At 68.9% G+C, this 24,502-nt stretch carries 14 protein-coding genes and 1 pseudogene; 8 read left to right on the top strand and 7 right to left on the bottom strand.

What is annotated here, in order from left to right; translation table 11 throughout:
- Window positions 1–6 precede the first annotated feature (6 nt).
- Window positions 7–1,377 (top strand): serine hydrolase domain-containing protein, encoded by a 1,371-nt coding sequence (locus P7A99_RS18490; protein ID WP_277795230.1) that lies wholly within the window; start codon window positions 7–9, stop codon window positions 1,375–1,377.
- Window positions 1,378–1,762: 385 nt separating this feature from the next.
- Here the strand turns inward: P7A99_RS18490 and alaS are convergent, their stop codons facing one another.
- The gene (gene alaS / locus P7A99_RS18485) at window positions 1,763–4,405 is read right to left on the bottom strand and encodes an alanine--tRNA ligase (RefSeq protein WP_277795229.1); all 2,643 of its coding nucleotides are present in this window, start codon (window positions 4,403–4,405) and stop codon (window positions 1,763–1,765) included.
- 240 nt (window positions 4,406–4,645) lie between these two features.
- Between alaS and P7A99_RS18480 the strand changes: the two genes are divergently transcribed.
- Together P7A99_RS18480 and P7A99_RS18475 are read left to right on the top strand one after the other, a co-directional pair.
- On the top strand, window positions 4,646–5,203 hold the full coding sequence (locus P7A99_RS18480; protein WP_277795228.1) for a hypothetical protein: 558 nt from the start codon (window positions 4,646–4,648) through the stop codon (window positions 5,201–5,203).
- Window positions 5,200–5,685 (top strand): hypothetical protein, encoded by a 486-nt coding sequence (locus P7A99_RS18475; RefSeq protein ID WP_277795227.1) that lies wholly within the window; start codon window positions 5,200–5,202, stop codon window positions 5,683–5,685. Before P7A99_RS18480 ends, P7A99_RS18475 begins: the two co-directional genes overlap by 4 nt.
- A 426-nt stretch (window positions 5,686–6,111) precedes the next feature.
- On the opposite strand, the gene recA is transcribed toward P7A99_RS18475, so the two are convergent.
- A complete protein-coding gene (gene recA, locus P7A99_RS18470) occupies window positions 6,112–7,182 on the bottom strand; it encodes a recombinase RecA (protein ID WP_165256727.1) in 1,071 nt (356 codons plus the stop codon).
- Between the two features lie 237 nt (window positions 7,183–7,419).
- On the opposite strand from recA, the gene P7A99_RS18465 reads away from it, so the two are divergent.
- The 3 genes and pseudogenes from P7A99_RS18465 (at window position 7,420) to P7A99_RS18460 (ending at window position 11,635) form a co-directional block, all read left to right on the top strand.
- The gene (locus tag P7A99_RS18465; RefSeq protein ID WP_277795226.1) at window positions 7,420–9,021 is read left to right on the top strand and encodes an EAL domain-containing protein; all 1,602 of its coding nucleotides are present in this window, start codon (window positions 7,420–7,422) and stop codon (window positions 9,019–9,021) included.
- A 133-nt stretch (window positions 9,022–9,154) separates the two neighbouring features.
- Window positions 9,155–10,009, top strand: a pseudogene (locus tag P7A99_RS25255) (GAF domain-containing protein); the annotation flags it as partial.
- Entirely contained in the window at window positions 9,983–11,635 is a 1,653-nt protein-coding gene (locus P7A99_RS18460) for an ATP-binding protein (RefSeq protein WP_431307688.1), read from the top strand. The pseudogene P7A99_RS25255 and the gene P7A99_RS18460, both read left to right, overlap by 27 nt.
- Window positions 11,636–11,799: 164 nt before the next feature.
- Here P7A99_RS18460 and P7A99_RS18455 read toward each other — a convergent pair whose 3' ends face one another.
- The 5 genes from P7A99_RS18455 to P7A99_RS18435 all read right to left on the bottom strand — a co-directional run bounded on the left by P7A99_RS18455 (window position 11,800) and on the right by P7A99_RS18435 (window position 19,670).
- Window positions 11,800–13,428 carry an alkaline phosphatase D family protein gene (locus P7A99_RS18455; RefSeq protein ID WP_277795225.1) on the bottom strand — a complete coding sequence of 543 codons (1,629 nt, stop codon included), beginning with the start codon at window positions 13,426–13,428 and terminating at the stop codon, window positions 11,800–11,802.
- A gap of 100 nt (window positions 13,429–13,528) precedes the next feature.
- Entirely contained in the window at window positions 13,529–16,765 is a 3,237-nt protein-coding gene (locus tag P7A99_RS18450) for an outer membrane beta-barrel protein (RefSeq protein WP_277795224.1), read from the bottom strand.
- Window positions 16,766–16,856: 91 nt separating this feature from the next.
- Window positions 16,857–17,858 (bottom strand): FecR family protein, encoded by a 1,002-nt coding sequence (locus P7A99_RS18445; RefSeq protein WP_277795223.1) that lies wholly within the window; start codon window positions 17,856–17,858, stop codon window positions 16,857–16,859.
- Entirely contained in the window at window positions 17,827–18,429 is a 603-nt protein-coding gene (locus tag P7A99_RS18440) for an RNA polymerase sigma factor (RefSeq protein WP_277795222.1), read from the bottom strand. The genes P7A99_RS18445 and P7A99_RS18440 overlap by 32 nt, the downstream gene beginning before the upstream one ends.
- A gap of 74 nt (window positions 18,430–18,503) precedes the next feature.
- Window positions 18,504–19,670, bottom strand: a complete 1,167-nt coding sequence (locus P7A99_RS18435; protein ID WP_277795221.1) for a hypothetical protein — start codon at window positions 19,668–19,670, stop codon at window positions 18,504–18,506.
- A 422-nt stretch (window positions 19,671–20,092) separates the two neighbouring features.
- Between P7A99_RS18435 and P7A99_RS18430 the strand changes: the two genes are divergently transcribed.
- Window positions 20,093–22,612 (top strand): TonB-dependent receptor plug domain-containing protein, encoded by a 2,520-nt coding sequence (locus tag P7A99_RS18430; RefSeq protein ID WP_277795220.1) that lies wholly within the window; start codon window positions 20,093–20,095, stop codon window positions 22,610–22,612.
- Between the two features lie 259 nt (window positions 22,613–22,871).
- Window positions 22,872–24,476 (top strand): NAD(P)/FAD-dependent oxidoreductase, encoded by a 1,605-nt coding sequence (locus P7A99_RS18425; RefSeq protein ID WP_277795219.1) that lies wholly within the window; start codon window positions 22,872–22,874, stop codon window positions 24,474–24,476.
- Window positions 24,477–24,502: the final 26 nt, after the last annotated feature.

Here is a 24,502-nt window from a genome sequence, read left to right as displayed (position 1 = left end):
CATGTGATGCGGATTCGACGCTGGGGGGCTGCCGGCGGCGGGCCGCTGTTTTCCTGCGTACGGACGGCCAGCCTGACCAAGTTCCTCAAGACCTCGCAGTTCACCTTCCGTCGCCGCCGCTGGACCGGCCGGCGCATTGCAGTGGTCGCGGCTGTCAGCGTCGTCGCCCTGGGCGCGGCGACCTTTGGCCTGTCGCGCTGCACGCGCCAGCCGCACGCCGCCGACGAGAAGACGATCACAGCGGCCGCCACGCCCGTCGTCCTGCCGCTGAAGCCGCAGGACTGGCGCGGCGAGATCGACTACCGCGCCCTCGACGCCCGCATCCAGGCGATGATGCGCGACCGCTCGATGACCGGCCTGGCCGTGGCCGTGGTCGAGGAGGGCCGGCTGTCGTTCGTGAAGGGCTACGGCATGACGGCCCCTGACGAGGGCGAGCAGGTCGGTCCCGACACCGTGTTCCGCTGGGCGTCGCTGTCCAAGACCGTGGCCGGTTCGCTGAGCGCGCGCCTGGCCCAGGACGGGGCCTTCTCGCTGAACGACCCGCTGGGCAAGTTCCACACCAGCCTGCGCCTGCCGGCGGGCGCCCAGGAAACCCTGACGATCGAGCAGTTGCTGTCGCAGCGTACGGGCCTGCCGCGCAACGCCTATGACGGCTGGCTGGAGGGCGGCCGCGCGCCCAAGATGATCCGCCAGGCGCTGGGCGACGTGCCGCCCCAGTGCCCGCCGGCCACCTGTCACACCTACCAGAACCTGGCCTTCGACACGATCCGCGAGGTCGTCGAGACCGCCACCCACCGGCCCTATGCCGAAGAAGTGCGCCAGCGCCTGTTCCTGCCGCTGGGCATGAGCAGCGCCACGATCGGCATGGGCGAACTCAGCGACGCCAGGCACTGGGCGCGTCCGTCGCGCTACGGCCGTCGCCTCACCCTGGCCGAGGCCTATTACCTGACCCCCGCCGCCGCCGGCGTGAACTCCAACATCGTCGACCTGGCCCGCTGGATGCAGGCCCAGATGGGCCTGGCGCCGGCCGTGCTGCCGGCCGGCGTGCTGGAAGAGATCCAGCGGCCGCGCGTAAACACCGGCAAGCCCTACGGCAACTCGCCGCTGGGCCGCACGCTGGAAAAGCCCGGCTACGGCCTGGCCATGCGCAGCTTCGGCTATCAGGGCCACCGCCTGGCGGGCCACAGCGGCGCCGTCGACGGCTATCGGGCCACCATGATGTTCGATCCGGCCAGGAAGACCGGCGTCGTGATGCTGTGGAACAGCGAGAGCAGCCTGCCCTTCAAGCTGCAGGCCGAAGTCTTCGACCTCTACTACCACCGGCCCTTCACCGACTGGCTGGAACTGGGCAAGGGCCAGGTCCAGCTGGAGCCGTAACAAATCCCTCTCTCTTTGAGAGAGGGAGGGGTCCGCCGCAAAGCGGCGGGAGGGTGAGAGGTTTCACCCTTTCAGAACTATGCGTCGACACTCCGTGGCGCCGGCCGCTTTTCTCCGAGCGTCCCCGCGAAGGCGGGGATCCAAGCTGCGTTTCAGGATGAGGCGCGGCCGTGAGGGACCCGCAGGCTCTGCTTGGGTCCCCGCTTCCGCGGGGAATGACGGATTTGGGGGAACGCCGTCGAATGACTGGTGATCCGGCGAAGGCGCGCGCGCCAGAAGACCGAGGGTCTTCCGGCAATGGCTGTAACCTCTCACCCGCCCGCCACCTACGGCGGCGGGCCCTTCCCTCTCTCCAAGAGAGAGGGAAGATCGTCCATCGTCAGTATCAGCCGGCCAGCACGGCCTTGATCGCCGCCAGGCCCTCGTCGGCCTTGCTGGCGTCAGGCGCGCCGCCCTGGGCGAAGTCGGGCTTGCCGCCCGCGCCCTGGCCGCCCATGGCGATCACGGCGGCCTTGGCCAGGTCCGCGGCGCTGAACTTGCCGACGAGGTCGGCGGTCACGGCCACGGTGACGGCGGCCTTGCCGTCGGTCGTGCCGACCAGGGCCACGACGCCCGAGGCCAGCTGCTTCTTGAACTCCTCGGCCACGCCGCGCAGTTCCTTGCCGCCGACGCCGTCGAGGACGCGGGCGATCAGGGCGGTGCCATTGACGTCTTCCGGACCCGAGGCCGCGCCGCCGCCGCCCAGGGCCAGCTGCTTCTTGGCCTCGGCCAGTTCCTTCTCCAGCTTCTTGCGCTCGGCCACCAGGGCGTCGACGCGGGCCAGGACCTCGGCGACCGGGGTCTTGAACTGGTCGGCCAGGGCCTTGGCGACGCCGGCCTGGTCGAGCAGGAAGCGGCGGGCCGCCTCGCCGGTCAGGGCCTCGATGCGGCGCACGCCGGCGGCCACGCCCTGTTCCGAGACGATCTTGAACAGGGCGATGTCGCCGGTGCGGGCCACGTGGGTGCCGCCGCACAGTTCGACCGAGTAGGCCTTGCCGGCTTCGGTCAGGCTGTCGCCCAGGGTCAGCACGCGCACGCTGTCGCCGTACTTCTCGCCGAACAGCGCCACGGCGCCGGCCTCGATGGCCGCCTCCGGGGCCATTTCCTCGGTGCGGGCCGCCACGTTCTGGCGGATCACGGCGTTGACCTCGGCTTCGATGCGCTCGATCTCGTCGGCCGACAGCGGGCCGCCGTGGCTGAAGTCGAAGCGCATGCGCTCGCCATCGACCATCTGGCCCTTCTGGGCGACGTGCGGACCCAGCACATGGTGCAGGGCCGCGTGCACCAGGTGCGCGGCGGAGTGGTTGGAACGGGTGGTGTGGCGGCGATCGGCGTCGACCGAGGCCACGACCTTGTCGCCGACCTTCAGCGGACCGGCCAGCTCGACGCGGTGCACGTGCAGTTCGCCGGCCTGCTTCTGGGTGTCGAGCACGCGGCTCTCGGCGCCATTGGCTTCGATCACGCCGGTGTCGCCGGCCTGGCCGCCGCTTTCGGCGTAGAAGCTGGTGCGATCCAGCAGCACGTCCACGGTCTGGCCGGCCGAAGCGGCCTCGACCTCGGCGCCGTCGGCGACGATGGCCTTCACGACGCCGGTCGTTTCGGTGGTCTCATAGCCGACGAAGTCGGTGGCGCCGGCCTTTTCCTTGATCGAGAACCAGGCGGCCGCCGCGCCCTGCTGGCCCGAACCGGCCCAGTTGGCGCGCGCCATCTCACGCTGCTTCTGCATGGCTGCGTCGAAGCCGTCGGTGTCGACGGTCAGGCCCTTGGCGCGCACGGCGTCCTGGGTCAGGTCGAGCGGGAAGCCGTAGGTGTCGTAGAGCTTGAAGGCGGTCTCGCCGTCCAGCACGTCGCCGGTCGACAGGTTGGCGGTGGCTTCGTCGAGCAGGCCCATGCCGCGGCCCAGCGTGGTGCGGAAGCGCTCTTCTTCCTGGCGCAGGGTCTCGACGATCGAGGCCTCGGCGCGGCGCAGTTCCGGATAGGCCTGGCCCATCTCGGCCACCAGGGTCGGGGCCAGACGGTGCATCAGGGGCTCGTTGGCGCCCAGCAGGTAGGCGTGGCGCATGGCCCGGCGCATGATCCGGCGCAGCACATAGCCGCGGCCTTCGTTCGACGGGGTCACGCCGTCGGCCAGCAGGAACGACGACGAGCGCAGGTGGTCGGCGATGACGCGGTGCGACGGAGCCTGGTCGCCCTCGGCCTTGACGCCGGTCAGCTCGACCGAGGCGGCGATCAGGGCCTTGAACAGGTCGATGTCGTAGTTGTCGTGCACGCCCTGAAGCACGGCGGCGATGCGCTCGAGGCCCATGCCGGTGTCGATCGAGGGCTTGGGCAGCGCCAGGCGCTCGCCGCCAGCGATCTGCTCGAACTGCATGAACACCAGGTTCCAGATCTCGATGAAACGGTCGCCGTCTTCATCGGGGCTGCCCGGAGGGCCGCCGAAGATGCCTTCGCCGTGGTCGTAGAAGATTTCCGAGCACGGGCCGCAGGGGCCGGTGTCGCCCATGGACCAGAAGTTGTCGCTGGTCGGAATGCGGATGATCTTGTCGTCCGACAGGCCGGCGATCTTCTTCCACAGATCGGCCGCCTCGTCGTCGGTGTGGTACACCGTGACCAGCAGCTTTTCCTTGGGCAGCTTGAACTCGCCGGTCAGCAGGGTCCAGGCGTGGTGGATCGCCTGTTCCTTGAAGTAGTCGCCGAACGAGAAGTTGCCCAGCATCTCGAAGAAGGTGTGGTGGCGGGCGGTGTAGCCGACGTTGTCGAGGTCGTTGTGCTTGCCGCCGGCGCGGACGCACTTTTGCGAGCTGGTCGCGCGCGGGTGCGCGGGCGTCTCGGCGCCGGTGAAGACGTTCTTGAACGGCACCATGCCCGCATTGACGAACAGCAGGGTCGGATCGTTCTGCGGCACCAGCGGCGCCGACGGCGTGACGGCGTGGTCGGCCTTGCCGAAGTAGTCGAGGAAGGTGCTGCGGATCTCGTTGAGGCTAGGCATCGTCGTCTCGGGAATCTCGAAAGGTCCGGTGTCGGCCGGAGGTCGGGGCTGCATAGCGCGGTTTCAAGCTTTGTGGAAATCGAACCTCGTCAACGGCCGACAGCCGGCGGGCGGGGGCCAGCGCTCGGAGCCCCGGACATGGGGCCATGTCCAAGGATCTTGGCCTGGGAGCTGCAATCTTGGGAATGGCTGACGGCGCGAGCTCAAGCTACGATCGACAAGGCTCACAGGGGGAACAGCATGATTACCGCGGTGGCGCTGGCCTTGGCTTTGGGTGAAGCTGTGGGCGGCGGCCCTCAGGCCGACGGGGACCTGGAACGGTGGGAGGGCTGCGCGGCCGCCGCCGCCCCGGCCTGTTCGGCGCCGCCGGAAACAGCCGCCTGGCGCAGCTGCCTGGAAGCCACCGACCCGGCCCGGCCAGACGACTGGGATCGCTGCGAGTTCGTAGCCTTTTCCAGGTGCTTCGACGATCGCGTTGCGGGCCCGACCGGCCTTCTCCTCTGCAGCGCACAGCGCGTGGTGGCGGCGCGGAAGATCGCCGACGACTGGATCGCCGACCTCGACCGGCGAGGACTGAAGGACAAGGTCGAGAGGATGACGGCTTTGCGATCGCTGACCGAGCTGCGCGCCCGCGCCGATCTTCCTGCGGACCAATTCGGAGCTTCGGCCCACCGGCTCGGAACCTGGACCAGCGGCCTGCGGTTTCTCGACGCCATGCGCCGCGCTTCGCAGAGCCCGACGCCCATGGCGTCGGGCCCCTCTGCCCCTTTGGCTCCAAGTCTGAGCGAGGAGCCATGAAGGAGCAAGCCATCTCGGCGGCGATCGGGACCGTGCGGGTCGCCGGGCGGCGCAAGCGCGGCGCCTGGCTTTTCTGGGCCGCAATCGCCGTCGTCATCGCCGCGCCGTTGATCGCCTTCGTCGCCGGGCAGCAGCGCGAAGCCGGCGTGGCGGCGGAGGCCTATTGGAGCCTGGCCGGAACGCCCTGCCCCACGCTGGAGCCCGCCGCCTTCGCGGCCGGCTCGCGCAAGCCGATGACCTTTACCTTCGACGGGGCCGCCATCCAGCGCCGGGCCGGCCACATGGAGTGCACCCACCGCACCTATCCGCAGGCGGGCGGCCGGCGCGAGGCGCCGGTCTGCGACTTTTCCGGTCCGATCGCCCTGGCGGTCAGCGTCGGCGAGATGCGGGCCTTCTACGCACCGCCCGGCTCGGCGCGTGTGGCGGTGGTCGACGGCCGGCCCGTTTGCGTGCAGCGACCTTGGACGAAGATCGGCGGCTGACGGGACTGAAGGGGATCGTATCGGTCGCAAGGCGAAAGCCGACCAGTACTTCGAAAGCTGAGAACGGCCCCCCTCCGGCGCTTCGCGCCACCTCCCCCAGAGGGGGAGGATCTTTGGCGACGGCGCTCCGCCTGCTCGGCTGGGCCTGCGCACGCACGGCCCCGGCCCTGCCTGTCCAGGACAGCCCCGCCCGGCTCTTGGCCGATCGGCCTTGCGGCGGTCGCCCCCTCCGTCACGGCGCCCCCGGCGCCGCGCCACCTCCCCCGTTGCACGGGGAGGACAAACGAAATCGGACGCCTGGCATGGGGTCCAGGCGTCCGGGGATCGCGGCCGTCGACGGCGGTGTCGTGCCGCCGCGGGCTATAAGGCGGGGTCGCCCTCGGCGGGCGGCGGCCGCGACGTTCGGCGCAGGCGCGCGCCGAAACCTTAGTCTTCGTCGCCCTCCTCGGGGCCGCCGACCAGAAGTTCTTCCTCGATCTTCTGCGAGGCGCGGCGCACGGCCGTTTCGATCTCGTTGGCCAGGTCCTTGTTGTTCTTCAGGAACTCACGGACGTTGTCGCGGCCCTGGCCGATACGCTGGCTGTTGTAGGAGAACCAGGAACCGGCCTTGTCGATGATCCCGGCCTTGACGCCCAGGTCGATGATCTCGCCCAGCTTGGAGATGCCCTCGCCGTACATGATGTCGAACTCGACCTCGCGGAACGGCGGGGCGACCTTGTTCTTCACCACCTTGACACGGACGTTGTTGCCGATGATCTCGTCGCGGTTCTTGACCGAGCCGGTGCGGCGGATGTCCAGGCGCACCGAGGCGTAGAACTTCAGGGCGTTGCCGCCCGTGGTGGTTTCCGGGCTGCCGTACATCACCCCGATCTTGTGACGGATCTGGTTGATGAACAGGACGATGGTGTTGGCCTTGTTGATCGAGCCGGTCAGCTTGCGCAGCGCCTGGCTCATCAGTCGGGCCTGGAGGCCAGGCAGGCTGTCGCCCATCTCGCCTTCGATTTCGGCCTTCGGGGTCAGGGCGGCCACGGAGTCGACGATGACGATGTCGACCGCGCCCGAGCGCACCAGGGTGTCGGTGATCTCGAGGGCCTGTTCGCCGTTGTCGGGCTGGGCCACCAGCAGGCTGTCGAGATTGACGCCCAGCTTGTGAGCGTAGGACGGGTCGAGCGCGTGCTCGGCGTCGACGAAGGCGGCGGTGCCGCCCGCCTTCTGGACCTCGGCCACGGCGTGCAGGGCCAGGGTCGTCTTGCCCGAGCTTTCCGGGCCGTAGACCTCGATCACCCGACCCTTCGGCAGGCCGCCGATGCCGAGCGCGATGTCGAGGCCCAGCGAGCCGGTGGAGACCGCTTCGATCTCGACCTTGCCCTTTTCGCCGAGCTTCATCACCGAGCCCTTGCCGAAGGCCCGATCGATCTGCGCCAGAGCCGCCTCTAGCGCCCGCGCCTTGTCGCCTTCTTCCTTGCCCACGAGTTTCAAAGCCGCCTGACTGGTCATTGGATGATCGCCTTATTCCATGATTCCGACCGCTGGGCCGGAAGTTCGGGCGCCGCTACGCCCACCGCCTGTGGAATGATTAACACGTACACATTTTGTTCTATGTTCGCAAGATGTTCTTTTTCGTTCGTCCGATCGCTTCTGCGACCGGCTGTCGCGGCTCTCGAAACCCGCCCCATGCACGGGTCCTTAAGCTAAGACCGGTCAGGATGGCCCCCTCTGGGGGAGCTCTGTCCTTTGTCGATCGATCCACGCCGCTTGCTGGGCCTAGCCTTCACCAGCGCCGACCTGCTGCTCGAACTCGAGGGCGACCGGGTCAGCCTCGCCCTGGGCGCGGCGCAGAAGATCATGGGCAAGTCCGAGGTCTCCCTGATGGGCCGCGTCTGGCGCGACCTGTTCACGCCTGCCGACCGCCCGCTGATGGACGCCGCGCTTTCGGCTCTCGACGACGGTCAGCGCCGGGGACCGGTCACCGTCCGCGTCGCCGGCGAGCCGGAGCGCTTCGTTGGAGTCACTCTGCGGGCCCTCCCCGACAATTTCGGACGTACCTCGGTGGCGATCACCGCCGCCCGCGCCCCCGCCGGCGGCCTGGACGCCGTCGGCCTGCGCCCGCGCGAGAATTTCGACGAGATCGCCAAGGGTCTGTTCGAAGCGGCGAGGGTCACAGGGCTCGAGCTGGAGCTGGCCATGGTCGAGTTCGCGGGCCTGGCGGCGCTGCGCGAGGGCCTGGCCCCGCCCGAAGCCCTCGCCCTCGACATGAAGATCGCCGGCGCCGTGCGCGCCGAGAGCCACGCCGGAGCCATGGCCACCCAGGTCTCGCCCGAGCGCTTCGCCCTGCTGCGGGCCAAGGACGACCGGCCCGACGCCCTGGCCGCCCGCCTGACCCGGATCGCCGCCCTGGACGCCAGCGCCCACGTGGTGCCGCTGGACGGCGGGACTTCGTCGCGCGGCCTGCGGGCCCTGCGTTACGCCCTGGACGACTTCCTGCGCGAGGGCCTGAAGGAAACCCCGCCGATGACGCTGTCGGAGGCGATGAACCGGTCGGTCAAGCGTACCCTGGCCCGCGCCGGCGCCCTGGGCGCGGCCGTCAGCCAGCGGCGCTTCACCCTGGCCTACCAGCCGGTGGTCGAGCTCTCGAACGGCCAGGCCCACCACCACGAGGCGCTTGTGCGCTTCGAGGACGGCGCCAGCCCCTTCGCCCTGATCCGCATGGCTGAGGAATTCGACATCATCGAGGAGCTGGACCACGCCATCGCCGAGCAGGCGGTGCGCCGGATCGCCTCCGACCGGACCGGCAATGTGCGCCTGGCCGTCAATGTCTCGGGCCGCACCATCGTCAGCGAGACCTTCGTCGACCACATCGGCCGCCTGCTGACGGCCACCCCGTCCGCCAAGGGCAAGCTGATCTTCGAAGTCACCGAGACCAGCGCCATCGACGATCTGCCGCGCGCCAACCGCCACATCCAGTCGCTGCGGGGCATGGGCTCGCTGGTCTGCCTCGACGATTTCGGCGCCGGCGCAGCCTCGTTCGCCTATCTGCAGGAACTGACCCTCGATATCGTCAAGATCGACGGTCGCTACGTGCGCGAGCTGGCCGGCAACAGCCGCGACGGGGCCATGGTCCGCCGCCTGGTGGAGCTGTGCCGCGACCTCAACGTCCGCACCGTGGCCGAGATGGTAGAGACCGCCGAGGTCGAGGACGTGGTCCGCAAGGCCGGCGTCGACTTCGCCCAGGGCTGGCTCTACGGCAAGCCGGCCGACCAGCCGCAGCCCTCGCAGAAGCTGTCGGCGATCAAGCCCGTGGCCCGTCGCGCCGGCGTGTCGGAAGGCTGGGGCTGAACCGAAACGATCCTCAACAAGCTTTGCCTTGGTTGCGTGGAACCGTTGAACGCGCCATGCGTCTAAGCGTCTGAGCCCGCGCGTCCGCGTCGGGAAGCCGACGCAGCCTGGGGATCGGGGGCCTTCAGTCCGTATGCACGCCGCCGATCCGTCGGAACGCGAGGCTCGCCGCCTCGCGGCGCTCCGTCGTTACGACATCCTCGACACGCCGCGCGAAGCCGCCTTCGACGAGATCGTCGCTCTCGCGGCCGAGATCTGCGGCGTTCCGATCGCCCTGGTCAGCCTGGTCGACGAGCACCGCCAGTTCTTCAAGGCCGAGATCGGCCTGGGCGTCGACGGCACGCCGCTGGACCGCTCGTTCTGCGTCAGGACCATCCTCGAAGACGATCTGCTGCTGGTGCCCGACGCGACGCTCGACCCGCGCTTCGCGAGCAATCCGCTGGTCACCGAGGCGCCGCACGTGCGCTTCTATGCCGGCGCTCCGCTGGTGACCCGCGAGGGGCTGCCGATCGGCGCCCTGTGCGTGCTCGACACTGCGCCCAAGGACCTGTCACCCGTTCAGCAGCGCACCTTGCAGGTGCTGGCCCGCCAGGTGATGAACCAGCTCGACCTGCGCCTGTCGCTGCAGGCCAGCGCCGACAGCGAGCGCAAGTACCGCACCCTGTTCGACTCGATGGACGAGGGCTTCTGTATCATCGAGTTCCTCGACGGCCCGCACGGCCCCGACAGCGACTACATCCACATCGACGCCAACGCCGCCTATGCTCGCCACGCCGGAATCCCGAACGTGGTCGGCCAGAAGCTGCGCGAGATGGTGCCGGACGAGGCCGACGCCTGGGTGGCGCGCTACGGCCACGTGCTGCGCACCGGCGAGCCGATCCGCTTCGAACAGGAGCTGGTGGCCACCGGCCGTTATCTCTCCCTCTCCTCGTTCCGCATCGAGCCGCCCGAGCGCAGGCAGGTGGCGGTGCTGTTCCAGGACGTCACCGAGCGCCGCCGCGCCGAGCTGGCCCTGCGCCGGCTGAACGAGACGCTGGAGCAGCGCGTGGCCTCCGCCCTGGCCGAGCGCCGCGTGCTGGCCGACATCGTCGAGGGCACGGCCGCCCTTGTACAGGTCGTCGACAACGACTTCCGCTGGCTGGCCGTCAACGGCGCGGCCGCGCGCGAGTTCGAGCAGGTGTTCGGCGTCACGCCCCGGGTCGGCGACAGCATGATCGACCTGCTGGCCGACCAGCCGGACAACCAGGCCCAGGTGCGGGCGGTGTGGTCGCGGGCCCTGGCGGGCGAGGAGTTCGTCAAGGTCGAGGCCTTCGGCGATCCGGACGGTTACCGCCGCTTCTACGAGATGCGCTTCGGCGTCCTGCGCGACGACATGGGCCTGCAAGCCGGCGCCTACCAGTTCGTCTACGACGTCACCGCGCGGCTGGAGGAGCAGGAGCGCCTGCGCGACGCCGAGGAGGCCCTGCGCCAGGCCCAGAAGATGGAGGCCGTCGGCCAGCTGACCGGGGGCCTGGCCCACGACTTCAACAACCTGCTGTCGGGCATTTCCGGCTCGTTCGAGATGATCGGCACGCGCCTGTCGCAGGGCCGCTCGCGCGACGTCGAGAAATACCTGGCCGCCGGCCAGGGCGCGGCGCGCCGGGCGGCCGCCCTCACCCACCGCCTGCTGGCCTTCTCGCGCCGCCAGACCCTGTCGCCCAAGCCGATCGTCATCAACCGGCTGATGGCCGACTTCGTCGAGCTGGTGCGCCGCACGGTCGGCCCTTCGATCAAGGTCGAGACGGTGGCCGCGGCCGGGCTGTGGCCAACGCTGGTCGACGACAACCAGCTGGAGAACGCCCTCCTCAACCTTTGCATCAACGCCCGCGACGCCATGCCCGACGGCGGTCGCATCACCATCGAGACCGGCAACAAGTGGCTCGACCGCCGCGCCGCCGACGAGCGCGGCATGGAGCCGGGCCAATATGTCTGCGTCTGCGTCAGCGACACCGGCGTGGGCATGGACAAGTCGATCCAGGACCGAGTGTTCGACCCGTTCTTCACCACCAAGCCGATGGGCGAAGGCACGGGCCTTGGCCTGTCGATGGTCTATGGCTTCGCCCGCCAGTCGCACGGCCACGTGCGGATCTATTCCGAGGTCGGCCAGGGCACGATGGTCTGCATCTACCTGCCGCGCCACTTCGGCGAGGAGACCGCGCCCGAGACCGACGTCCACGCCGTGCTGCCCGCCCCGGCGGCGGCCGGCGAGACCGTGCTGGTGGTCGACGACGAGCCGACCGTCCGCATGCTGATCGTCGATGCGCTGCAGGAGCTGGGCTACGCCTGCGCCGAGGCCGCCGACGGCCCGGCCGGCCTGCGCCTGCTGCAATCCAACGCCCGCTTCGACCTCCTGATCACCGACGTCGGCCTGCCCGGCGGCCTCAACGGCCGCCAGGTCGCCGACGCCGCCCGGGCCCTGCGGCCCGGGCTGAAGGTGATGTTCATCACCGGCTACGCCGAGAACGCCGCCCTCAACCACGGCCACATCCAGCCGGGCATGGAGGTGCTGACCAAGCCGTTCGCGGTGTCGGACCTGGCCGCCCGCGTCGACCGGATGATGCGCACGCCGCTTTAGGGCGGATCGCGGTTCAACCGACGACCGCCCCCCAATCCGTCCTTCCCCGCGAAGGCGGGGACCCAAGCAGAGTCTGCGGGGAGCGCGCCGCCGCGCCGTCTCCTGAAATGCAGCTTGGATCCCCGCCTTCGCGGGGAAACTCGGTGGCAGGATGGATGTCCGCTCTAAGCCGCAAACACCCGCCGGCCGCGGTCGACCCGCATCCGGTGGCTGCCGGCCAGCTCGGTCGAGCGGGCCTTGATGGTCTTCAGGAACAGCCATTCGCCGGCGACGCTCTTGGGCGTCACCTCGATCATCATGTAGCCGCGCCGGCTGGTGTCGGCCCACTTCAGCTCGGGATTGGCGGCCATGAAGCCCTGGGCCACGACCTTGGGGTCGGCGCCCATGTCGCCTTCCATGCCGTTGGAGGTGACGGCCTGGCCGGCGAACTCCACCCCGGCCGGGCGGCCGTCCTCGACCAGGCCATAGGCCCAGGCGTTGTGGCTGTCGCCCGACAGCATGACGAGGTCGGTGTCGGCGGCCTGGGCGGCCTTCAAGAGGCGCGAGCGGGCGGCCGGATAGCCGTCCCAGCGGTCCATCCACATCGGCACGCCCTGCCGGGCGGCGCGGATGTTGTTGCGATAGCCGGCGACCTTCTTGTCGGCGACCTCGGGGCGCAGCCAGTCGAGCGCGTCCTTGGGCATCACGGTGCGGCCCAGGATCGTGCCCATGCCGACCAGCTGCCAGGCCTTCGACGAAGCCTTGAACTCATGGGCCAGCCAGCTCTCCTGGGTCGAGCCCAGCATGGTGGCCGAAGGATCGCGCCAGGCCCCGTCGCGGAACGCCTTCAGCGCCGCGTCCGGATCGGCCGCCTTGAACGCCGCGCCCAGGTCGGCGGGCTTGGTGCGGCCCAGCAGGCGGGACTCGGTGCGGTACAGCGTGGCCAGGGCGCCGATCGGATAGGCCTTCCACGGCTCGTCCGACACCGGCATCCACTCGCGATAGACCTGCATGGCCGCCGCGCGGCGGACGTTCCAGTCGCCCTCCTTGTCGGGCTGATGGTTCTGGGCCCCGCCCTCCCAGCTGTCGTTGGCCGACTCGTGGTCGTCCCACAGGGCGACCATGGGAGCCATCTGGTGCAGGCGCTGCAAATCAGGATCGGCGCGGTAGCTGGCGTAGCGCAGGCGATAGTCGGCGAGCGCCAGGATCTCGGTGACCGGCAGCAGTTGCTCCTTGCGGCCCTGCGCCCAGTCGCCCTCGCGGGTCGAACCGACCCCATACTCGTAGATGTAGTCGCCGGTGTGCAGCCACAGGTCCAGGTCCTGGCGGGCGGCGGCGTGGCCATAGGCGTTGAAGTAACCGTTGGGCAGGTTCGAGCACGAGAACACCGCCAGGCCGAAGCGCGACACGGGCCCGACCGGCAGGGTCTTGGTGCGGCCGACCGGCGACTTCGAACCGTCCGGAGCCACGAAGCGGTACCAGTAGACCGTGCCGGGCTTCAGGCCGTCGACCGTCAGCTTGGCGGTCCAGTCGCGATAGGCCCCGGTGCGCACGACGCCCCCGGCGACCACCTTGGCGAAGGCCTGGTCCAGCGCCACCTCGGCCTGCAGTGTCACGACGCCGGCGTCGCCGGCTGGGACGTAGCGGGTCCACAGCAGCATGCTGTCCGGCCCCGGCTCGCCGCTGGCCACGTTATGGGTGAAGCCGCTGGCGCCCAGCAGCTGCTGGGCGGCCGCGCGACCGGCCGGCATGACCAGGGCGCCCAGGCCCAGGCCGCCCAGCACCAGGCCGCGGCGATCGATGTGCAGAACCACGAAAGACCTCTTCGATCAGAACGAAGGAATGACGAGAAAAAGAAAAGGGGGGCGGCCGCGCGAAGGGGAAGAACGCGGCCGCCGGGGAGCCGAAAGCGCCTTAGAAGACGCCCTTCAGGCCCACGTTCCACATCGAGCCGTAGATGCTGTACTGCTGCACCCGGCTGCGGACGTTCGAATAGACGATGTCCGGCTCGTTGAAGATGTTGCGGCCGGCCAGCATGACCTCGAAGCGCTTGTTGATCTTGTAGCTGGCGCTGACGTTCCACAGCTGACGTTCGGCCCGGTAGAGGATGCCGTTGTTGGCCGTGGTCGGCGTGTTGCTGAGCGCGCTGGTCCGGTAGGCGTCCTGCCAGTTGCCGGTCAGTTGCAGGTCCAGCTTGCCGTAGCTGTAGCGCAGCCCCCAGTTGGCCGAGGTCTTGGGCAGGTTCACGCGCTCGCCGTCGGGATCGATCTTGGTGACCGAGGCCCGCAGGCCAAGGCCCCGCCAGGCGCCCGGCAGGAAGTTGAGCTGCTGGTCGTACTCCAGCGTGATCCCCTTGTTGGTGCTGGTCCCCGGCAGGTTCTGGGCGCTGCGGAAGGTGTAGCCGGCGTAGTCGCCCGGATTGTAGCCGACGTCCTCGGGGTCGACCGTGATGCCGGTGACCTGCATGTCCTTGACGTCCAGCTGGTAGGCCGAGATCCCGACCACGCCCGACGGCTCCAGGTAGTACAGCAGGCTGGCGTAGTACTTGGTCGAGTGCTCGGGCTTGAGCAGCGGGTTGGGCACGGTGACGATCAGGTTGTTGTCGTCGACGGCCACCACGCCGCCCAGGTTGCCGTAGTCGGGCCGCAGGATCGACTGGCTGAAGGCCACCTGGCCCACCAGGCGCTTGTTGAAGTCGTACTTCACCCCGCCGCTCAGGAACCAGTCGTCGTACTCGCCCTCGCGGGTCGTGTAGGTCCCGTTGCGGTACTGGTACATCAGGCCCTCGACGGTGCTGGTCGACAGGCCCGCGGCGGCCACTTCCTTGGCCGAGCGGATGTCGGCGACGCGCGCCTGGGTCTTGGTCTTCTCGTAGCGCAGGCCAAGGTCGAACTGGGCCTTGCCCAGGCGCGGCTGGGCCTCGACGTAAGCCGCGCTGACCTCCTCGCCGATCTTCTTGTTGTTATCCAGCTGGCGCTTCAGGTTGCCCACCGTGTCGGGCACGAAGTACTCGGGATGGGCCTGGTAGATGTCGTAGACGGCGTAGTTGTTGTCGGCGCGCCAGCCCTGCTCGTTCATGTTGCCGGCGTCGAAGCCGTGGATCTTGAACTGATAGTTCTGGGTCCAGGGAATGACAGCCTCGGGCGCCTTCTGGGTCAGGTCGCCGGTGGCGCCCACATACTGGAACTGCTTGTACGAGCCCTCGTTGGTCTTCCACATGTTGGTGCGGAAGGCAGCCCCGCCCAGCAGCTTCAGTTGCACGTCGCCGATGGCCAGCTGCTTCTTCAGGTCCAGGTTCACGCCATACATCTGGTTGTTGGCGTTCGACTGCGACGTGCGGATGTTGTTGCCGATGTCGTCGTCGCGGTTGAAGTTGGCCGGGTCGCTCCACGAACGGCCGGCGGTCTGCTTGATCGTCCAGGCGTTAGAGTCCTCCGAAGCGCGATCCAGCGTGAAGCCGATGCGGGTCAGGTAGCTGTCGGTGCGGACGAAGAAGCCCTGGTCGTTGTCCTCGAAATTGAACTGCGAGCTGGAATAGTTCGCGCGCAGCAGGGCCTCGAAGGTGTCGCCGCGATATTCCAGCTTGGGCGCGAACACCCAGGCCGGGGTGCCGGCATAGCGGTGCGAATACTGGGTGTGCAGGCGGGTGTTGGTCCCGCTGGGGTTCACGACGATGTGGGTCGGGGTGGAGTCCGCCGTCGCCCGCGACACCGTCGTCGTGCCGAAGATCAGGTAGGTGTACTGGTTGAAGTACTCGACGTCGTAGAACGAGTAGGTGCTGCGCAGGGACAGCGCCAGCTTGTCGTTAATCTTGTAGTCGACGCTGAGGTTGGCGGCCTTGCGGCTGGTCAGCTTGGGGCCCGGACGCCACATCACCTGGTAGGGCATGACCCGGCCGTCGGCGAGGTAGGACCAGTCGGTCTGCACCCGGTCCTGCTGGACGAAGTTGGCGTTGTAGCTGGCGTTGAACGCCACGCCGAGACGACCATCCAGGAACACGTCGCCATAGCCGATCTGCGCCGACGGATAGATCGTCATGTGCTTCTTGTCGTCGGGCAGGTACTGCCGCGACAGGGTCGAGTCCGAGGTGCCCACGCCGCCGATCTGGAAGCGCAGCAGGCGGCTCTTGCGCTGGAAGGCGTACTTGCTGCGCAGGTTGATCGAGCCGCCGGGGCTGTCGGCGTCCATGCTGGCCTGCAGGGTGTTGTTCAGCTCGATGGAGTCGATGCCGGTGATCGACATCTGCTCGAACGAGTTCTGGCGGCCCGAATTGTTGTTCGACGTCGCCGTGGCCATGCGCGCGCCGTCGGTGGTGAAGGTCGAGTACTTGGGATCAAGGCCGCCGATGCGCACGGCCGTGGCGTCGACCTCGGTATAGTCCAGCGACACGCCCGGCATATTCTTCATGAACTCGCCGACGTCGCCCATGGTCAGGGCGCCGAAGTTGTCGGCGGCCACCACGTTCTTGGCGTTGGTCGAGGCGCGGCGCTCCATGATGGCGGCGGCCTGGCCGTCGCGGGCGGCGGTGATCGTCACCGCCTCGACCGCGTCGCCGCCGGCCGCGGCATAGGCCGTCAGTTCGAAGGTGACGGCCGCCGTCTGGCCGGGCTCCACCGTCACCACGGTGCGGGCGGTCTCCAGGCCCGCGTACTTGGCCGCCACCGTCACCTCGCCGGCCGGCACGCCGGTCAGGCGAAAGTCGCCGCCGTCTTCGGAGAAGGCCACGATGGTCGTGCCCTCGACGCGGATCTCGGCGTTGCGCACGTACTGGCCGGTGGCGGTATTCAGCACCTTGCCGCGCACCACGCCCGAGCCCACCGCCGCCGACGGACGGCTCGCCGCCGGACCGACCGACTTCAGGGTGATCACCTGGCCGTCGTCGCTGTCGATGCGCAGCGACGTGCCGGCGATCAGGCGCGACAGGGCGGTGCGCACGTCCATGCGGCCCTTCACGGCGGGGGTGCGCACGCCGTCCAGCAGGCGGGCCGGGGCCACGATCTGCACCTGGCCCTGGCGGGCCAGTTCGGGGATGGCGCGCACGGCCGGCTGGGCCGGAATGTCGAAGTCGCGGTCCTGCGCCTGGGCTTGCGAAGCGACGGCGAGCGCCACGGCGGCGACGCCGCAGGCGAGGATGGAGTAGCGGGAAGTCATCGGCAGTCAGCCCCCAATCGTCGCCCAGATCGCGACGTCGCGGGTTGAGAGCCGCCGGCCGCGGGCTTCCGTGACCGGTCACAAAAAATTCTCAGTTCGAGGCGCCCGTCGGGGCCGAAGCGCGGCTCAGGACGACCAGGTCGCCCTTGTGGTCCAGCCGGGCGTCGAACACCCGGGCGATGGCGCGGCTGAAACCGACGGGGTCGTTGGCCGCGAACAGGCCCGCCACCGGCTCGCGCGCCAACGTGGGATCGGGGATCGCGATGCGGGTGTCGCTGTAACGGGCGAAGGCCTCGGCCGCCTCTTTCAGGCTCTCGCCCTCGAAGGCCAGCTTGCCCTCGCGCCAGGCCAGTTCGCGCGTGACCACCGCCGGGGTGATCGGCTGCGGGCGCGGTACGAGGTCGGCCATCACCAGCCGCGTATTGCCGTCCAGCGCCAGGTTGGCGGCCGGCGCGGTCAGCCGAGGGATGGTCACGTCGACCCGTCCCTGCTGCACCAGGAGATCCACCGGATCGGCGGCCAGCTTGCGCACGCGAAAGCCCGCCTGGCTGGTGCGTAGCCGGCGGCCGTCGACCTCGACCACGAAGGGCCGCTCGTCGCGCGCCACCGAGAAATAGGCCTCGCCCCTGACCAGGGCGACGAACCTTTCGTTCCGGCCATAGCGCACGCGGATGCGGCTGTCGGTGTTGAGCAGCACGGTCGAGCCGTCCTTCAGCGGCACGAGGCGGATCTCGCCGCGCCGGGTGCTGGTCACCGCGCCGGCCGCCGGCACGCCCACGGCCAGGGCGGCCAACGAGGCGGCCGCCCCCGCACCGCCCGCCCACAGCAGGGCCCCGCGCCGCGACAGGCCGCGCCTCGGCGCAGTCGGCTCCCGGAAGTCCGCCGGATCGTAATGCGTCCCCAGGGCCTGGGCGGACTCGCTCATCATGAACAGCGACTGGGCGCGCAGCAGCGCGCCCCGGCTGCGGGGATCGCCCTTCAGCCAGCTTTGAAACGCCTGGTCTTCCTCCGGAGTCAGCGGCCCACGATCCAGCCGCGCCGTCCAGTTGGACGCCGCTTCGTCAATGTCTCGACTGGTGTCTCGTTCGGCCATCTGGCGAGGCGATCTCCGCATCCACTGTACTAGAGGTTTGGGACCGCTTGTTTCCGCTACGGCCGAACCAATCAATCAAGAACGAAACGCCGCGCGATATGTGGGTCTCGACCGTATTCTCCGAAATCCGCATGCGCTCGGCGATCTGGCGCTGGGACAGCCCGTCCACCCGCCGCAGCACGAAGGCCTCGCGAACCTTGGCCGGCATGGCCGCGATCGCCCGGGCCAGCTGCCGCAGCTCGTCCCTGTCGAGCGCGTGCTGTTCGGGCGAGGCGGCGTCGTCGGGATGGTCCAGCCGCTCCAGGTCGCCCACCGCGTGGATCGAGACGATCCTGGCCCGCCGCACGTGGCGCATGATCACCGAGCGCGCCACCTGGAAGAGATAGGCCCGGAGATAGCGGATGGTCTCGACCGTCTCCAGTTCGGCCAGGATCGTGTAGGCCTCCTGGATGACGTCCTCGGGATCGACGCCCGCCGGCGTGCTGCGCGACAGCCAGCCGCGCAGGGCCGGCTCGTGCGGCAGCACGTTGCGCACGAACCATCGCTGTCTTTCCCTGTCGGCGCCGGTCATGCCTGTTCCGCTGGCCTGTTCCGCTGGTGGACCCGTAGCGAGTCGGCGCCCTGCCTAGACGCCGTTTGTGACAGTCAGTGCCGGACGCTCGCGGAGCGCGAGCGCAGGTCGGCCTCTGTCGCCGCCGCCAGCGGCCGCCGCGCATCGCCCGTCCAGCGCATCAGGGTCAGGTCCGCCGTCTGCCGGCCGTCGACCTTGGAATTGGCCGCCACATAGACGAGCCCGCCGCCGATCGGCTGGAAGCCGACGTCGGCCTTCTGGTTCCAGCCGCGCACGCCGCTGGCCTCGTCCTTCAGGCCGTCAGCGGCGAGCGGCAGCACCCTGCCCTGCTCCCAGCCCTTGCCGCCCGGCCCCGGCACGCCGACCAGATCGCCCGTCACCGGCCGCGCCTCCGCGTCGACCGCGAACAGCAGATAGTTGGGAAAGGCCGGCTTGGCGCCCTGGTACACGCCCATGAACCACCGCTTCTGCGTCTCGTCATAGGCCAGGGTCTGGACGCCGAAGCGGGTGTTGCCGGTGCGCACGAACACCTTGTCGCGCGGCGCGGCCGGCCCCTCGTGGTGCGGTGCGGCCTCCGACAGCGGCCGGGCCAGCTTCGCCCAGGCGGAAACGTCGTATTGCAGCAGCACCTGGTGGTCGTTGTCGGTCCGCCCCTCGTCGCCATAGATCCCGTAGGCCACCGTCAGGTAGCGCGGCCCGTCGGCGCGTCCGAAGGCCGGCCCGAAGCTCACCCCGTCGATGCCCGAGCAGCCGTAGCGATGGTCGGCCGTCCTGGCCGTGTCGCCGTCGAATTTGCCGTCGCCGTTCAGGTCGGCGGCGTAGTCCTTGGCCACCTCGGGCAGGTAGACGGTGCGGAAGAGATCGCTCCTGGCCGCCTCGACGCCCACCTTGTCCAGCCGGGAGACGTCAATCACGGCGATGTAGAAGGCCTGATCCTTCTTGTACTCCAGCGAGCCGTACAGCCGGCCGTCCTCGGGGTTGAAGTCGAGATCGCCCAGGTGGCCGGTCCAGCCGACCAGGGTCCCCACCAGCCTGCCCTGGAAGTCGTACTTCGCCAGCAGGTTCGTGAACGAGTAGTAGACGTAGCCGCCCTTGCGATCGACGGCGACGCCCTGCACGTGGCCTGCGACCCAGGTCCCGCCGTTCTGGATCAGCGGCGGAACCGGAGCCGGCGCGGCGGCCGCCGGCAGGGCGATGGCCAGCAGACCGGCGGCGAGCAGGAGCGAAAGGCGCGTCTTCATCGTGAGAAACCGGGCGCTGGCAAATCGGGAAAGCGCCCCCTCTAGCGCCCGTCCATGACCGTCCGGCGACAGCGGTCACCCCAGTTCCTCGCCCTCGGCGTGTGACAGGCTGGAAATACGCCGTGGACGTCGTCGTGCGCGCACAATCAAACGACGTTATCCCAGTTGCCGAGCCTGTGATCAGCGCCTTGCGGAAACCTCCGGGCGGCGCCCTGAAATGTGGCGAGCGTATACGAAGTGGGCCCGCAAAGCCGCTCGCGACCGCCTCCCCCATTGCCGAACTCATCCGCCTGATCAACGCTGAGCCGCGGTGAAAACCGCTGTTCAGTCTAGTATTCGCGTTCCAATAACAAGAACACGATTAGGGCGGACCCCACGAAGGAGCCATCAGTCATGCATTGACTATGCGGAGAGGGGCACTAGTGAACAATAATCTCAAAAAGATTCTAACCGCGAGCATTTCGACTCTTTCGATCGCTCTGGGTACTTCGACCGTCGCGCACGCGGCCGAGCCCGCGCCTGATCCTTCCGTCGAACTCGACACCGTCATCGTCACCGGCACGCGCCAGACCGGCCTGCGGGTCGCCGACAGCCCGGCCCCTGTCCAGGTGGTCGACACCGCCACCCTCGAGCGCACGGGTCAGGTTGACCTGCGCCTGGGCCTGGCCAACTTGGTCCCGTCGTTCAACGCCCAGGCCTTCGGCGGCGACACCGCCAACCTGACCCTGTCGGCGCGCCTGCGCGGCCTGTCGCCGAACCAGGCGCTGGTGCTGATCAACGGCAAGCGCCGCCATACCACCGGCAACTTCGCTGTGCTGTCAGGCCCCTATCAGGGCGCTGCGGCCGCCGACCTCGGCTTCATCCCGATGGCCTCGATCGGTCGGATCGAGGTGCTGACCGACGGCGCCGCGGCCCAGTACGGCACCGACGCCATCGCCGGCGTCGTCAACATCATCCTCAAGAAGTCGGAATCGGGCGGCGCGATCTCGGTCACCGGCGGCGAGTACTTCGACGGCGGCGGCAAGACCGCCTCGTTCTCGGCCAACCTGGGCACGGCCCCGACCGAGAACAGCTATCTGAACTTCACGGTCGAGAGCAAATACCACGGCTTCTCCAACCGCGGCCTGCCCGACCAGCGGGTCTACAACCCCGCAAGCACCGCCTACTCGGCCGCCAACAACGCCGTCGAGAGCCAGATCAAGGGCTATCCCAACCTGAACCTGATCTCGGGCGACGCCGAGTACCGGATGCACGTCCTGGCCTTCAACGGCGGCGTCGAGCTGCCCGGCGACTTCGAGGTCTATTCGTTCGGCACCTACGGCCACAAGGACGCCTCGGCCTACGAGAACTATCGCCGCTACAACCGCATCCAGGGCAGGATGGGCGCGGCCGACCGGCCCTTCCCCAACGGCTTCAGCCCGCGCGAGCGGATCATCGAGGACGACTACGCCCTGACCCTGGGCCTGTCCGGCGTCGTCGCCGGCTGGAACCTCGACCTCAGCGCCACCTACGGCAAGGACGACATCGAGGTCCGCGTCGAGGACTCGGCCAACGCCAGCCTCTACACCGACACCTCGACCCTCACGACCAAGGGCTTCACCCCCACCTCGTTCCACGCCGGCAGCTGGCAGACCACCCAGTGGACCAACAACCTGGATCTCTCCCGCGGCTTCGACGTGGGCCTGGCCACGCCGCTCGACGTCGCCCTGGGCGTCGAGCAGCGCCGTGACACCTATGCGATCGGCGCCGGCGACGCGGCCTCGACCTACAAGGAAGGCTCCCAGTCCTATCCGGGCTTCTCCAAGACCGACGCCGGCGGACACAGCCGCACCAGCTGGGCGCTCTACACCGACCTGGCCGTCTCGCCGGTCACGCCGTGGAAGGTCGACGTGGCCCTGCGCTACGAGGACTTCAGCGACTTCGGCGACACCACGGTCGGCAAGCTGACCAGCCGCTACGACTTCAACGAGATGTTCGCTGTCCGCGGCACGGTCAGCACCGGCTTCCGCGCCCCGACCCTGGCGGAGTCGTTCTACTCGGCCACCAACGTCTCGCCGACCTCGGCCTTCGTGCAGCTGGCCCCCAACTCGGCCGCCGCCGCCCTGCTGGGCATCGAGAAGCTGAAGCCCGAGAAGTCCACCAACTACAGCTTCGGCGTCGTGGCCCATCCGATCCCGAAGCTGACGGCCACGATCGACGTCTACCGCATCAAGCTGGAAGACCGGATCTTCGGCTCCAGCTCGGTCTACGGCATGCGCAACGGCGTGATCGTCAACCCGAACGTCAACGCCGCCATCGCCGCCAACGGCAACGTCCTCGACAACACCGTCACCAGCACCGGGATCAACATCTTCTCCAACGGCCTGGACACCCGCACCACGGGCGTCGACGTGGTGGTGACCTATCCGACCGACCTGGGCGACTACGGCCGCATCGACTGGACCCTGAGCGGCAACTACAACAAGACCAAGATCACCAAGGTGAAGTCGGCGCCGGCCGCGCTGGGCGTGACCAGCACCGCCTTCCCGACCGGCCAGGTGCTGTTCGCCGGCAACGCCGCCTCGCTGCTCGAGACCGCCGCGCCCAAGTACAAGATCGGCCTCAACGGCCTCTACAGCTTCGGCCCCGTCACCGTCAGCCTGACCGAGACCTTCTACGGCAAGGCCTCGGCCCTGGCCGACCCGGGCACCGGTCCGCTGCTCAACACCGTGGTCAGCGCCACCGCCCTCACCGACCTGGAAATCTCCTACAAGCTCCCGGTCGGCGTGGTGGCCGCGATCGGCGCCAACAACCTGTTCAACGAGTATCCGGACAAGTTCTCGGCCGCCTTCCAGTCGGCCTGCGTCGCCTCCGGCGGCGGCTGCGTGACCCAGTACCCGGCGTTCTCGCCGTTCGGGATCAACGGCGGCTACTACTACGGGCGCCTGACCTACACCTTCTAGGTCGCCCTTCCATCGCATCGGCAACGAGGGAGCCGGGCGTCCGCCCGGCTCCCTTTTCCGGCGGCGATTCCACGGGGCGCGGTCCTCGCGCCCCAACTTCGCACAAGCCGCGATCAGGGCGCCCAAGCGCGCGGCACAACGCCGTTCCGCGACCGGTCGTCCGCCCTCGCCGGCTTAAAGGGATTGCCCCGAAAAGACGGGGATTTCGAGATGGACCCGCCGCCGGAAACTCCGGCAGGCGGACAGCACGGGGTAGCGTATGGACGGTCGAGCGACTTCGGCATCTGGCGCGGTTCTGACGCGCCGACGGTTTTTCGAAAGCCTTGCCGCCTATGGCGGCGTGTCGCTGGCCATGGCCGGCATGGACGCCCTGGGCTACGGCTTCGCCTCGGCCCAGGCCGCCCCGCCCCCGCTGGAAGGCGGCGGCAAGGGGATCAAGGTGGTGGTGCTGGGCGCTGGCCTGGCGGGCCTGACCGCCGCCTACGAACTGACCAAGCACGGCTACGAGGTCCAGGTGCTGGAAGCCCGCGACTTCGCCGGCGGCCGCTGCCAGACCGCCCGCAAGGGCTTCCGCCACGTCGACCTCCTGGGCAACGACCAGACCTGCCAGTTCGACGAGGGCCTCTACATCAACCACGGCCCCTGGCGGATCCCGTACCACCACCGCTCGACGCTGCACTACACCAAGCTCTTCGGCGTGCCGCTGGAGAGCTTCGTCAACGACAACGACGCCGCCTATGTCTATTTCGAGAAGGGCGAGGGCCCGCTGAAGGGCAAGCCGGTCCGCAAGGGCGAGATCGCCGCCGACGCCCGCGGCCACGCCGCAGAGCTGATGGCCAAGGTCGCGTCCAAAGGCGGCCTCGACGGCGCACTCACCGCCCAGGACCGCGACCTCTTCGTCGCCTACATGGTCAACGAGGGCCGTCTGTCGGCCACGGATCTCGCCTATACCGGCACCGACGGCCGCGGCTTCGACGTCCACCCCGGCGCCGGCGTCTCGCCCGGCCCGGGCAAGCCCTCGACCCCGCGCAGCATGGCCGACGTGCTGCACTCGGGCGCCTGGCGCACCCTGACCTCGGTCGCCGGCTACGAGCAGCAGCGCACCATGCTTCAGCCGATCGGCGGCATGGACCAGCTGGCCAAGGCCTTCGAACGCAAGATCGCCGACAAGATCAGCTATTCCTGCGTGGTCGAGACCATCGGCCAGGACGCCAAGGGCGTGAAGATCGGCTACCGCGACGCGGCTGGAAAGAAGGCAGAGGTCGTCGCCGACTACTGCATCTGCACCATCCCGCTCAGCGTGCTGCGCAATGTCGATCTGCAGGCGTCCAAGCCGTTCAAGGCGGCCATGGAGGGCGTGGCCTACGCCCCGGTCAACAAGATCGGCCTGCAGATGAAGCGCAGGTTCTGGGAAGAGGACCACTTCATCTACGGCGGCCACATCTACAACGACATGCCCGGCATCGGCACGATCAGCCTGCCCTCCACCGGCTGGCAGTCGCAGAAGGGCGTGCTGCTGGGCTACTACTCGTTCGGCGGCGAGGCCGCGCGGATCAGCGCCAAGAGCCCGGCCGAGCGGGCCGCCTTCGCCGTGGCCGGCGGCCAGAAGGTGTTCCCCGAATACGCCGACAGTTACGAGAACGCCTTCTCGTTCTGCTGGCACCTGGCCGAGCACAATCTGGGCGGCTGGGCCGAGTGGGGCGAGGAAGGCCGCAAGACCGCCTATCCGGTGCTGTGCGAGCCCGACGGCCGCCTCTACCTAGCCGGCGAGCACCTCAGCTATCTCGGCGGCTGGCAGGCCGGGGCCATCGAGTCCGCCTGGCAGCAGATCGCCAAGCTGCACGCCCGCGTCCGCGCCGCGTGACGAACCCCATCCAGACCTTCGGAGAC

The organism is Caulobacter endophyticus, from assembly GCF_029543245.1.
In the GTDB taxonomy this organism is placed as follows: Bacteria; Pseudomonadota; Alphaproteobacteria; order Caulobacterales; family Caulobacteraceae; genus Caulobacter; species Caulobacter endophyticus_A.
This window is presented reverse-complemented; position numbering and strand designations above follow the sequence as displayed.

Coding starts and splice junctions, on each gene's coding strand:
- P7A99_RS18425 (WP_277795219.1), top strand. CDS start 22,872: ATGGACGGTCGAGCGACTTCGGCATCTGGCGCGGTTCTGACGCGCCGA.
- P7A99_RS18440 (WP_277795222.1), bottom strand. CDS start 18,429: ATGACCGGCGCCGACAGGGAAAGACAGCGATGGTTCGTGCGCAACGTG.
- P7A99_RS18475 (WP_277795227.1), top strand. CDS start 5,200: ATGAAGGAGCAAGCCATCTCGGCGGCGATCGGGACCGTGCGGGTCGCC.
- P7A99_RS18450 (WP_277795224.1), bottom strand. CDS start 16,765: ATGACTTCCCGCTACTCCATCCTCGCCTGCGGCGTCGCCGCCGTGGCG.
- P7A99_RS18490 (WP_277795230.1), top strand. CDS start 7: ATGCGGATTCGACGCTGGGGGGCTGCCGGCGGCGGGCCGCTGTTTTCC.
- P7A99_RS18435 (WP_277795221.1), bottom strand. CDS start 19,670: ATGAAGACGCGCCTTTCGCTCCTGCTCGCCGCCGGTCTGCTGGCCATC.
- alaS (WP_277795229.1), bottom strand. CDS start 4,405: ATGCCTAGCCTCAACGAGATCCGCAGCACCTTCCTCGACTACTTCGGC.
- recA (WP_165256727.1), bottom strand. CDS start 7,182: ATGACCAGTCAGGCGGCTTTGAAACTCGTGGGCAAGGAAGAAGGCGAC.
- P7A99_RS18445 (WP_277795223.1), bottom strand. CDS start 17,858: ATGGCCGAACGAGACACCAGTCGAGACATTGACGAAGCGGCGTCCAAC.
- P7A99_RS18480 (WP_277795228.1), top strand. CDS start 4,646: ATGATTACCGCGGTGGCGCTGGCCTTGGCTTTGGGTGAAGCTGTGGGC.